The organism is Pedobacter jejuensis, from assembly GCF_003725795.1.
GTDB classification, from domain to species: domain Bacteria; phylum Bacteroidota; class Bacteroidia; order Sphingobacteriales; family Sphingobacteriaceae; genus Pedobacter; species Pedobacter jejuensis.
On the sequence record NZ_RBEE01000005.1, the window covers coordinates 94,701 to 107,078 of the forward strand.

At 37.3% G+C, this 12,378-nt stretch carries 11 protein-coding genes and 1 tRNA gene; 10 read left to right on the top strand and 2 right to left on the bottom strand.

Annotation, left to right across the window (positions count from 1 at the left end):
• Positions 1 to 457: 457 nt before the first annotated feature.
• Entirely contained in the window at positions 458 to 3,472 is a 3,015-nt protein-coding gene (locus D7004_RS04385) for a SusC/RagA family TonB-linked outer membrane protein (RefSeq protein WP_167459408.1), read from the top strand.
• A gap of 10 nt (positions 3,473 to 3,482) precedes the next feature.
• Entirely contained in the window at positions 3,483 to 5,084 is a 1,602-nt protein-coding gene (locus tag D7004_RS04390; protein WP_148042755.1) for a RagB/SusD family nutrient uptake outer membrane protein, read from the top strand.
• A gap of 57 nt (positions 5,085 to 5,141) precedes the next feature.
• Here the strand turns inward: D7004_RS04390 and D7004_RS04395 are convergent, their stop codons facing one another.
• Positions 5,142 to 5,756: a Crp/Fnr family transcriptional regulator gene (locus D7004_RS04395; protein WP_123204661.1), complete on the bottom strand. Its 615-nt coding sequence runs from the start codon at positions 5,754 to 5,756 to the stop codon at positions 5,142 to 5,144.
• 75 nt (positions 5,757 to 5,831) lie between these two features.
• On the opposite strand from D7004_RS04395, the gene D7004_RS04400 reads away from it, so the two are divergent.
• From D7004_RS04400 to D7004_RS04415, 4 genes are all read left to right on the top strand, one after another.
• On the top strand, positions 5,832 to 6,524 hold the full coding sequence (locus D7004_RS04400) for an HAD family hydrolase (protein WP_123204662.1): 693 nt from the start codon (positions 5,832 to 5,834) through the stop codon (positions 6,522 to 6,524).
• Positions 6,521 to 7,156, top strand: a complete 636-nt coding sequence (locus D7004_RS04405; protein ID WP_123204663.1) for a chloramphenicol acetyltransferase — start codon at positions 6,521 to 6,523, stop codon at positions 7,154 to 7,156. The genes D7004_RS04400 and D7004_RS04405 overlap by 4 nt, the downstream gene beginning before the upstream one ends.
• Before the next feature lie 146 nt (positions 7,157 to 7,302).
• Positions 7,303 to 7,376: transfer RNA gene (locus tag D7004_RS04410), tRNA-Ala, on the top strand.
• A gap of 95 nt (positions 7,377 to 7,471) precedes the next feature.
• Complete coding sequence (locus D7004_RS04415) at positions 7,472 to 8,668, top strand: tyrosine-type recombinase/integrase (protein ID WP_148042756.1); 1,197 nt, start codon at positions 7,472 to 7,474, stop codon at positions 8,666 to 8,668.
• 3 nt (positions 8,669 to 8,671) lie between these two features.
• Here D7004_RS04415 and D7004_RS04420 read toward each other — a convergent pair whose 3' ends face one another.
• A complete protein-coding gene (locus D7004_RS04420) occupies positions 8,672 to 8,974 on the bottom strand; it encodes a hypothetical protein (RefSeq protein WP_123204665.1) in 303 nt (100 codons plus the stop codon).
• A 130-nt stretch (positions 8,975 to 9,104) separates the two neighbouring features.
• On the opposite strand from D7004_RS04420, the gene D7004_RS04425 reads away from it, so the two are divergent.
• The 4 genes from D7004_RS04425 (at position 9,105) to D7004_RS04435 (ending at position 12,352) form a co-directional block, all read left to right on the top strand.
• The gene (locus D7004_RS04425; RefSeq protein ID WP_123204666.1) at positions 9,105 to 10,253 is read left to right on the top strand and encodes a toll/interleukin-1 receptor domain-containing protein; all 1,149 of its coding nucleotides are present in this window, start codon (positions 9,105 to 9,107) and stop codon (positions 10,251 to 10,253) included.
• 109 nt (positions 10,254 to 10,362) lie between these two features.
• Complete coding sequence (locus tag D7004_RS20550) at positions 10,363 to 10,518, top strand: hypothetical protein (protein WP_167459409.1); 156 nt, start codon at positions 10,363 to 10,365, stop codon at positions 10,516 to 10,518.
• Positions 10,519 to 10,706: 188 nt separating this feature from the next.
• Positions 10,707 to 11,114, top strand: coding sequence for a plasmid mobilization relaxosome protein MobC (locus tag D7004_RS04430; protein WP_123204667.1), 408 nt, complete (start codon positions 10,707 to 10,709; stop codon positions 11,112 to 11,114).
• Entirely contained in the window at positions 11,099 to 12,352 is a 1,254-nt protein-coding gene (locus tag D7004_RS04435) for a relaxase/mobilization nuclease domain-containing protein (protein WP_123204668.1), read from the top strand. Before D7004_RS04430 ends, D7004_RS04435 begins: the two co-directional genes overlap by 16 nt.
• Positions 12,353 to 12,378: the final 26 nt, after the last annotated feature.

Consider the following 12,378-nt stretch of genomic DNA (forward strand, 5'->3'; position numbering starts at 1 on the left):
TTAGCATGCACATTGGCCAGAATTATACATGACTAAACGTAGTTAAACGATAAAGTAGAATGTTTTGTTTTAGTGGGGTTTTAAATTGTTTTTGTCGTTTTAAATTAATTTTTAAAATTTTTCATTTATAATATGAGCTAATTGAAGCTTTATGTTTCGTTGAAATAGAATTTTTGATTTAATTAATTAAAATTAACCATATAAGTCTATTAAAATCTATTGAATTTATTAAATCAATAGAAATAATTGGCAATAGTTATTAAATTTTTCTGTTGTAAATTGATTTTATTTAAAAAATTTAACTAAATATTGTAATTTATTAACTTAATGTAGCAATATATTGTCAATCCGCATTCCTAATTCGTTTTAGTTGTAGCTGTGTAATAAATTAGTGGCAATTAAACTAAAACTAAACTTTATTGCTATGCGGAGAAAATTACTATTAATTTCTTTCCTAATGCTATACCTTATTCAAGGTGTTTTTGCTCAGGATCGTACAATTACCGGAACAGTTGTGGGGAAAGATGATGGTTTGCCATTACCAGGCGTTACCATATCGGCTAAAGGTTCCAAAGCTGGAACAACATCTGGTGCTAGTGGAACTTTCAAGCTTTCAGTACCGAATGGGGTTACAGAATTATCATTCAGCTTTTTAGGGTATTCAACACAAACGGTTTCTATCAGCGGCTCTGAAATGAAAGTTTCAATGGCTGTAGATTCCAGACAATTATCAGATATCGTTGTAACGGGTGTAGGTACCGCAACCGATAAGAGAAAAATCGGCGTTGATGTAGCAACCTTATCATCAAAAAACTTTGCTAAAAGTGTTGTAACAGGGTCGGTTGAGCAGGCTCTGCAAGGTCAAATTGCTGGTGCTGTTATTCGAACTGGGTCTGGGCAACCGGGGGATGGTGCTTCGATTATCTTACGTGGCATAAATACTTTAGGTAGCACATATCCAATGATTTTAGTTGATGGGGTAGAAGTATCAGATTTGAATGGTTTAGACCCAACCCTTGTTGAGCGTGTGGAAGTTGTAAAAGGTGCTGCTGCAGGTATGCTTTATGGTGCGCAAGGTGGAAATGGTGTTATCCAGGTTTTTACTAAAAAGGGAGTTAGAGGTACTGCACCAACTATTAATTTCAGTTCAAAATACAGTAGTGATCAAATTATCACGGGGGATGATTTATTAGCTAAAAACCATCATTATGTTACTGATGCCCAAGGCTATATTTTGGATAATAACGGTGTGCGAATTGCCAGAGGTGCAAATGGTAAATACACAGAGCCTGCTTTACTTTCAGGAGCAACAACGGTAAATAATAAACCTTATGTGGAGCCTATTTTTGATCACTTGAAACAAGCTTACAGAACCGCAGCTACTTATAATAATAACATAAGCATATCTGGTGGTGGAGAAAAATCAGATTACTCCATTAATGCATCGAGATTAGACCAGCAAAATGTAATGAGTAATAAACTTGCCAGAACCACGGCGGGTATTAACTTAGGCGTAGAATTATTTAAAAATTTCACCATGCGTTCTACTTCGCAGGTTGTTGTTGAAAATGAAAATTTGATTTCGGGCAATCGCTTCCCGCTTTTAAATTCTTATCAGTTTATTGATTTTACCTACAGAGATGCTTTAGGGAATTTAATTGTTCAGCCTAAAGAAGAGAACCAAAGTAACTCCTTGGCCGAAAACGATTGGCACGTAAGAAGAGATAAATCTACTCGTTTTGTTCAAAGCTTAAATTTGAATTATAAGTTTCCAAAGTTTGTAGAGTTGGATTATAAAGTCGGTTTGGATTATTATGCACTAAATAATTTAGATTACTATAAAAACCAAACATCAACCGGACAAGATTTATACTTTGGTACCAGAGAAGGATCTTATGAGCAAAGTAATACCAGAAATACAAAATTTAACTCAATAGGTTCAGTGTTTTTTAGAACTGATTTTGAGAAAGATTTCAATTCAAAACTACCCATAACTACCTCAACACAGGTATCGTATGATGTGAGAAAAGAAGCCTATAACTATTTTAATGGCAGAGGTGTTGGTTTATCTTCTTACCCTCCTTACAACATTAACGTTGCCACTACAAAAACCGCAACGGGCAATTCAAATGAATTTTTGAGCTACGGTTTATTGTTTAATCAGAGTATCGATTGGGGTACTTTAGCGGGTATTTCTGCTGGTGTACGTTCAGATTATTCATCAGAATTTGGCGCAGGTGGTAAAGCATTTACCTTCCCAAGAGGAACAGCTTATTTTAATCCTTCTGATTTACTAAAACTTTCGTGGTTACCACAGTGGAAAGTTCGTGCAGCTTATGGTGAGGCAGGTATTCAACCAGGAAGATATGCTCGTCAGGTAACTTTAGATGCCGGAACTTTAGGCGATGGCAGTTACTTAACTTTACCAGGTACAGCAAGTAATCCTTTTCTTCGTGTTCAAACATCAAAAGAGTTTGAAGCTGGAACAGATTTCGTTTTAGCAAACAACAATAAAGCATGGTTGAGCAGAATAGCCATTACAGCAACATATTGGAATAGGGAAAGTGGCGATGTTATTCAGGCGGCAGATTTATCACCATCAACTGGTTACGTTGCGATTAACGATAACTTAATGACTTTAAAATCAAAAGGGTATGAGTTTAGTGCTGATGCAACAATGCTTCAAAAAAAGAATTTAACCTGGAACTTCGGAATTCGTTTTGCGCATTCTCAAACCATGGTTGATAAAATTGCAAACGGACAAGATGTAGTTTCAGGCAATTTTGCCTTAAAAGCTGGTGAACGTTTTGGTATATTCTATGGCCAGGTACCATTATCATCTGTTGATCAGTTAAGGCCAAATGGCACACGTTATATTGCTACAACAAGCGTTGGAGATTATGAACTTGTAAATGGTTTTGTAACCAATAAAGCAACTAAACAAGTGGTAATTACCGGTAGCGATGATAAGAAAAACATGGGCGATCCAACTCCGAAATTCACCATGTCTTTTATCAATAGTTTTAACATTTATCAAGACTTAAGCTTGTCGTTTCAATTTGATTGGAATTATGGAAATAAGGTGTACAATTTAACTCGCCAATGGTTATACAGAGACCAACTAGCTGCCGATTTTGATAAAGAAGTTACTATTAATGGACAAACTGGGGCATTTACGTCATATTATGGAAGTTTATATAACTCAACTAATCCAATTAGTTGGTTTGCAGAAGATGGTTCATTTCTTCGTTTAAGAGATTTATCGCTGTCGTATAACCTTCGTAATGCGCTAAATATTAAGTGGGCAAAAACAGTTTCTGTAACTGCATCGGCAAGAAATATCTTAACAATAACAAAATATAAAGGGTTAGATCCTGAATCTAGCAGTACAGGAACATTGGATAGAGGCGTAGACAGCTTCGGTTTTCCTAACTTAAAATCATATCAATTCGGTGTAAACATTGGCTTTTAAATCTGAAATCATGAAAAAAATTATTAGCATATTTATTTTGGTTGTTTTTATGAGCAGTTGCCAGAAAACAGACCTCGAACTTATTAACCCAAACTCACCTACTCCAGATGCATCATTAACCGTGGAGGATGGTATTTTAGCTTTCTCTAAAGGCTTATATGTTAAAGGCTTAGGTGCAAATTTTGTTATAGCATGGTCATTACATAGCTTTATGGGTGATGAACTTTATTCTCCATATGGAAACTGGGGCTGGAGATGGGCTGAGCAAGTTACATCCATTACATTACCAAACGGAACGGTTTTAAAAAACCCAATCGGTCCTGAACAAAAACCACAATTACAAAGTACAAATAGCAGAACTGCCGGTGAGTTAAACGTATTTAAATATGAATGGGAATCGATGAATTTATTAAATGCCAGCTGTAATTTGTTGCTTGCATCTATTGATAAACCTGAAGCGAAGTTTACAGGAGATGTTGCAACAAAAAAAGCAACTTTAAGAGCCTGGGCATATTGGTGGAAAGGTTTTGCCTATTCGCACATTAGTTCTATGTACATATCTGGTGTTATCAATAATAATTCGGATGGGACAACGAATGGAAGTTTTTTAACCCGTGATGCAATTTTAACAGAGGCGACTAGTAATTTTGATAAATGCACCACCCAATTGAATGCAATTGCAGCTGCAAATATCGATGCATATAATACAACAATTGATGCAGTAATACCAGATTTTGCAGCCCGCTCTGCAAGGATTACACCTGATATGTGGAAGAGGCAAATTAATAGTTACAAAGCCCGTAATTTAATGGCGAATAAAAAAGTAGCTACCATGACTGCCACAGACTGGACAGCAATTACAACCTTGGCAAACGCCGGAATGTTGGCTACTGATAATAATTTTAGAATTGGTATGGACCCAAATGGTACAAATGATTTATCGGGTGCTTTTTATCACCCATATTCTTTGTTAGGTCTTGGTGCTCAGTTTACTTTTGTAAGTGAAAGATTGGTACAGGAATTTGATGCGAACGATGCTCGTTTAGCTGCTAATTTTTATTTACTTACATCGCCTAATTTAAGAAATGATAGAGGCTTTAATTTTGGTACGCGATATGGTGCTGTGCCAATCGAGTCGGGTGGTAAATTTGCTACAAGCGATAACCGTGGTTTTATGGAAGTTGGTGCAACCTACGAAGAAACCCGCTTGGACATTGCCGAAGCTAATATTAGAACAGGTGCCGTAGAAGCAGGTTTGGCAATTATCGACCAGGTTCGTGCATATCAGGGTGCAAATGTAGCAACTGTTGCAGGTAAAGGCTTAACCCAAGCTGCAGCAATAACCATTTTAAAAAGAGAACGAAGAGTTGCCTTATTTCAACGTGGCACTGCATTTTATGATGCCAGAAGGTGGGGCGTAACGCAATCTGCCGCATCAGGCGGCGGACGAGCAGCTGCGAATGTTTTAATTCAAGGTTCTACATTAGGAACTACAGGTTCACAAATCAGAAGTTGTTTTATTGACTATAACTTTATGGATTATTTTGATATTCCATTAAATGAATTAGACTTTAACGCACCAGCTCCTGGATCTGCACCAGTTAAACAGTAATTTTTAAATTAGGCTTACGAAGTTTGCAGCATTGATTTCGTGAGCCTAATATTTTACTCAGCCCAAATTTGCTAACAATTTGGTTAAGCTTTCATCAACATTAGTTTTTGACTTCAGTTGTTTCAATGTTCTGTTAAAACTCCGTATCGATATCCCTAAATAGGCTGCCATATCTTCTTTAGATACCGAAATATTTTCCTCCTTTTGAAGATTGAGTAATTTTATCAAACCATATTCTAGTGTATAAAGCTGTTGAAATGATGCTCTGGTACTTGTTTGAATAATCCTGGTAGATAATTCTTGAAGTAGAATTGAGGTAAATTCAATATTGGTTTCAATCAATTTCAAGAAATAAAAATCTGGAATGGCATAAGCCGTTACCTCACTTATTGCTTCAACATTACAAAGGCAGTCGATTTTTTTTATGGCTTCCAGTTCGCCCACAACTTCGCCTTTGCCTAAAAATTCGATAATAAAATCCTTGCCGTTTTCTTCAGATATAAAGCATTTTGTAATGCCATCTTTTATAAAATAAATATTCCTAATCTTTTCTCCTTGATTTATAAACCTAAATCCGGCAGGGAATAACTTTAAACTGATATTTTTTTGTTCAATGTTTTCAGCATGCAAACGGTCGATTAAATTTAAAAAAGCAGGGTTGGTTCGTAGCATAGATCAAGCGAGACAAATGTCCTTCGGAATTAATGTGGGTTAATTTATTTTTGCAGCACTAAAGTAAGCATAACAATGAAAAATAAAATAAAGGTTATTGCCTTTGATGCTGATGATACGCTTTGGGTTAATGAACCCTATTTCCGTGAAACCGAAGAGCAGTTTGCAGATTTGTTGGAAGATTTTTTGCCGAGGCATAATATTATGGCTGAATTGTATAAAACTGAAATTGCCAATTTACCGCTATACGGCTACGGGATTAAGGGGTTTATGCTGAGCATGATGGAAACCGTTTTAAGTATAACTGAAGGCAAAGCCAATCTGGAAATTATAAATCGGGTTTTGCAATTGGGGCAGGAGATGCTGAATAAACCTGTAGAGTTACTAGATGGTGTTGAAGATGTTTTAAAAACTTTATTTGGCAAGTATAAATTAGTTGTGGCTACAAAAGGCGATTTATTAGATCAGCAAAGGAAGCTAACAAAATCTGGCTTGGATCATTATTTTCATCACATAGAAATTATGAGCGATAAGCAGGAAAGAGATTATCAAAAATTATTGAAACACTTAGATTGTAAGCCTGAAGAATTTTTAATGTTAGGCAACTCTTTAAAATCGGATGTTTTGCCTGTGCTGTCCATTGGCGGACATGCTGTACATATTCCTTACCATACTACATGGGTTCACGAACATATCGAGCATACCATTGAGCATCCAAATTTTTATCAAATGGAAAGTCTTGCGGATGTTTTACCAAAATTAATATGAGAGAAAAAATAGATATAAATACATGGTTGAGAAAAGACCATTTTAATTTTTTCAGCACTTTTGAAGAGCCATTCTTTGGTGTAACTGTTGATGTAGATTGTACCGAAACATATAAAGAGGCAAAAGAATTGGAAGTATCTTTCTTTTTGCTCTACCTTCATAAATCGTTAATTGCAGTCAATAAAGTAGAGAATTTTAAATATCGGATAATTGACGGCGAGGTTTGGAAATACGATGAAGTTCACGCATCTGCAACCATCAACCGACCAAACGGAACATTTGGGTTTAGTTACATGGATTTTCATAAAAACTTCGAAGATTTTAGAGTTGAAGCAGTTAAAGAAATTAATAAAGTTAAAAATTCTACAGGCTTAATCGCTGCGTCATCAGGTGAAAATGTAATTCATTATTCTGCAATTCCCTGGTTAAATTTTACTTCATTATCTCACGCACGAAATTACTCATACAAAGATAGTTGTCCTAAAATATCATTTGGAAAAGTAAGAGATGAAGATGGAAAAAAAATCATGGCAGTTTCTATACATGCGAATCACGCTTTGATGGATGGATTTCACATTGCTCAATTTGTAGATGCATATCAGGAATTGCTAAGTAAAAAATCATTGTGTTAAATTGCGATTAATTTTTTACCATTAAATTTCATTTGCTTTAGAGAAACTAATTGCTATTTTTGCTGCACAAGCAATAAGCTTTATTGATGGTTTGAACGAGCTTGATTATCGATAATTAAAGTTTGCTTATTGATTATTAAAAACCTGGGGGATTAGCTCATTTGGCTAGAGCGCTTCGCTGGCAGTGAAGAGGTGATCGGTTCGAATCCGATATTCTCCACTCAGACACTTAATGCACCTGGTAATCAGCTATTTAGCTACTCACCAGGTGCTTACTCTGACAAAACTCTGCCACAGCCCCTCAATTTCGGGGCCATGAAAACGGCAGAAATCACCTACACAACACCCAAATTATTCAAGGGAAAAAAGATCGATCTCGTTCCAAGAGGCTCTACAAAAGCCAGTGAGGAAGCGAAACAAAGCTGGTATATTGAATTTTTCTTTTATGACCCCACAACCAAAAACATGGAGCGCTTTAGGTTCAGTAAGAATCTGAATAGGGTAAAAGAGCCTAAAGAAAAACAAAACCTATTCAATCAACTTTTAGAAACTTATACAGAAGCTTTAGATGGCGGCTGGAGTCCCATTGACGAAAGAAGCAATGATAAGCTTAAACGCCAGATAGTTTCTTTATCACTGGAAGAAGGTAAAATTCTTTTTGAAGCCTACCATCAAGCTAAGGGAACCAGGAAGAAATCGATTCAATCCTATTTGTCTAAAGTTAAGATGTTTATTAACTACTATAGTGAGCATAAAAAAGTAACCGAGATTACCGATTACGAGATCACCCACTTTTTAGATCATCACGAGCAAACCGAAAAATGGATGGGTGTAACTTATAATAACGCCCGGATATCGCTCAACAACTATTTCCGTTATCTTAAAAAGAACAAATACATCGAGATCAACCCCGTAACCGATACGGAAACAAGAAGAAAATTAGCGACCGAATCCCACCAGGTATTTTCTGATGCCGATTTCAAATCAATCATGGATTGGTTACAAGTGAATGACCCTTATTGCCTGCTATTCGTTAGGATGATCTACTATACTTGTATCCGTCCCAAAGAATTGCGGTACCTGCAATTGAAATTCATTAATTTAGAAACTAATACGATCACGATACCCGCATCCATTGCCAAGAATAAAAAGTCACTGCCGGTACATATCGATGTGAGTTTAAGGAAAGAGTTGGATAAACTTGCTATTCCGAAATACCCCAGGGAATATTACCTGTTAGGTTCGCCGGAAACTATAATAGCTGAACAGAAGATCGGCGAAAATACACCGTATGACCGTTTTCAAAAGTGCCTGAAAGCTTTAAAACTAAAAGACAAAAACTACACACTCTATTCTTTTAAGCACTTTTCCAATGTTAAAAAGTTCAAGGCTGGCTGGACTCTGGCAGAGATATGTTCTGCCAACAGGCATAGCAGTTTAGTGGAAACGGAAACTTATCTAAAAGATCTCTTAAAATTCGTTCAATCCGATAAGCTGATACCCGCTATATAAAAGCTACTTCTTTTTCCTAACTGATCCCAAAAGGATTTCGGCCATAAACCGTTCCTTTTGGGATTTCTTTTCTAAATGCTTCGCCGGGAAGTGCAGCGTATGTATCTCGCTGATCTTTTTGGTAATGTCGGAAAGCATCGGGATTGAATTGATTAACTCCTCCAATTGCCGTTCTTTTGCATCCAGCTTGACGATCAGTTCCACCAACCGTTGGACGATCAGTTTTACCGGTATCTCTCCCCGTTCAACTTGTAACAGCAATTCGGCGATCTCCAAATTTTGCTCTTTTATTTTTTCCGGTAACATATTACAAGCAAAGTTGACCATCAATTAAATAGATTTTGGCAGTCAATAGAAATGGCGAAAATTCTTATCTAAAGTTGTAATGCTAAAGGCAAAAGAAACTTAACTTTAACATTGTAAATCTGTAACCTTTATGCCTTCAACTCCCAGTATTGAGATAAGTCCAATTTTGCTTCGAGATAACACTGATAAGATCAATGAATTAATTGGTTTTATAGAAGCAAATGGTTTAAAGGTTAAGAAAATAAAAACGGAGCCTTTTATAATGGCATCAATTCTTTACGAAAAGGTTGATGGAATGTGGAATATACATCTATACAATTATACCCGCCACAGGGGAACTGCATTCCAATATATTTATTTAGCCTTGGCCAGCATCTTGCGCCGTGAAAGAATTTGGTTCAAGACCATTAACCCTATCAATCTTGACGAAATTAATAATAGAATATTGACTGATCATTTTTCAGGCACAACTCAATTTACGCGTCAAGTGGAATTTAGACAGGAAGTTTTGCAGGGCATTTACATAGCCTTTGAAATTGATCTTTTATTAAGGCAAAAGAAGGTGACCGGTGAAGAGGTTATCGGTTTGTTTCATGATAGCGAATATCTACATGAATTGGCTGGCTTTGGTTCTGCATTGCGTAGAAATGGATTTGAAACCCAAGCGAAGGAAATCAGTGATTATTTCTGGAAGGAAAAGCAATATGATTTTCTCAAAGCTATCGAACGGATAGATGAGTGCATAGATAAAAATGCGATCACCGAAAAAGACTATTTCTATTTACAAAAAACGAGATTTAAGTCACTTAAGGAAATTGATTTTGATTCAAAATTCGATATTTTCATGAAAGACCACAACGTAAAATTTGAATTTGATTTAGCAATATCATTTGCTGGAGAAGACAGAGAAATCGCAAAAGAAATTTCAGAGGCTCTTAAAAAAAGAGGCTATAGAATATTTTACAACGAATATGAGAAGTCTAAAATGTGGGGTAAAGATTTGTATGAGTATTTGTCTATCATTTACAGTACCAAAGCCAAGTATTGTTTAATTATTTTATCTGAAAATTATGTTAAAAAGGACTGGACAAGGCTTGAAAGAAAAGCAGCGCAATCCAAAGCATTTCAAGATGAAAATGAATATATACTACCTTTAAGGCTTGACGATGCTATTGTACCAGGAATTCTACCCACAACTGGATATATTGATTTTAGGAATGAAAAATTTGAAGACATTATCGGCTTATTAGTTCAAAAAATCAACAACTACGGTAACTAAAATTATCTCAAGATTATCAATCGATTAGCGAAATTCTTTCGCCATTTCCAATCACTCCTACTTTACAAACTCGTATCCCCTCACTTTTGGCTTAACAAAACGACAAGCCATGATACGAAATACAGTCATCAGAAAATTAGCCTATCAAAAGTTTACCCCACGGGTAAACAGATCAACCGTCCATAGCCGCCGAAATGTCGGCGCAGCTATGCGCCCATTTGCACCGTTAGGTGCAAACCCAAGCGCTAAAAACCCGAAAGATTAAAGGCGGCCTGAAGGGCTTAATCAAAGAAAGAAAACTAAGTTTTACCAACGACCGTAAGGGAGCAGACCAAACACACCAGTGTTTGGCAAGATGTACGTTTGTCTACACAAACGGATCTTGCCCGCTCCTTTCAGTCGGGGAATGACCGCTGCGGAACTTGCGGTCATGGTATTTTTAAATGTGTATGTATGGCCAGGCCAAAGACCGATAACATTGAACAACTTTATACGAAGGTAGTGCGCACAAGGGTAACTAAAGCCAACCATGAGCGCCTGGAAAAATTATTAACCAACAGCAATTGCCGCTCCATCGGCGAAGTTGTCCGAAAGATCCTTTCCAGGGAAAAGATTCTATGCTTCTATAAGGACGTCACCCTGAGCGTTGCAATGGAAGAATTAAGCCGCATCCGAAAGGAACTTAAAGCTATTGGTATCAATATCAACCAGCTTACCCGTGGTTTTAACAGTTCAAGGAACGAAGCTGGGCAAGCTTTTTATACACAAAAAGCGCTTGAGCGGTCAAAAGAGATCGACGGTAAGATCGACCGCCTGATGATCCTAATCACTTCATTAACAAAGAAATGGTTGCAAGAATAAAAAGCGGTAAAAGCATCCGGGGCTTGCTCAATTATAATGAGAACAAAGTTACTGCCGGGGCGGCGCAACTGATTATGGGCAGCCTGTTCGGTACGGAACTGGAAAATCTGAAGTTTTCGGATAAGCTGAACCGCTTTCAGCACTTAACTGAACTCAACGACCGGGTGAAGACCAACTCGGTACATATCATGCTCAACTTTGATGAAAGCGAAAAACCGACCACTCTTACGATGCAGCAGATCGCGGCGGCTTACATGGACAAGATCGGTTTCGGCGACCAGCCCTATTTGGTTTACAATCACAAAGATGCCGCACATGCACATATCCATATCGTTACGACCAATATTGAAGCAGACGGCAACCGGATCAGTTTACATAACATCGGCAAAATATTGTCGGAACCTGCAAGGAAAGAACTGGAAATTGAGTTTGGGTTAATTAAGGCAGACAGCAAAGCAATAAATAAAGCTAACCGGATCAAACCGATAAGCCTTGAAAAAGCCGTTTACGGCAAAACTCCAACCCAACGCGCGATTACCAACGTCGTGAGCGCCGTGGTCAGTCAATACAAATTCACTTCGTTACCTGAATTTAATGCAGTGTTAAAGCAATTCAATGTGGTTGCAGACCGTGGCAGGGAAGACACCCTGATGTTTGAAAAGAAAGGGCTGATCTATTCGATACTGGATGAAAAGGGTAATAAGATCGGGATACCATTTAAAGCCAGCAGCCTGAATGACAAACCAACCTTGAAAAACGTGGAAGCCAGGTTTGCACAGAACGAAGAAAAGCGCAAACCATTTAAAGAAAACCTGAAAAGCAATATCGAAAAAGCATTCAGGAATTATAAAGGTATAACCAAAGGCACCTTCGTTAAGGAACTGCAAAAGCAAAATATTGTAGCCCTATTCCGGCAGAATGAACAGGGCATCACTTACGGGGTAACTTTTATAGATAATTATAATAAGACCGTTTTCAACGGCAGCGACCTGGGCAAAGCCTATACGGCAAAAGGGTTAAATGAAAGGTTCAGCACCGTCGATCACCCTAAAGCTACCTATCTGTCAAATGCCCCGAAAATGGATTACCTGAAATCTGATGAGCCAACAGACCAATACCTGCAACCTTCAGCGTTTGACAAACTGCTTAATAACCTGATGGGCAAAGGTGGTGACGGTGGTGCGCCATCAGTTACCCGTAAAAAGAAGAAAAAACAGGAACACGGCAAAGGATTATAAACAAAAATTTTAAAGGAGGCTACTAT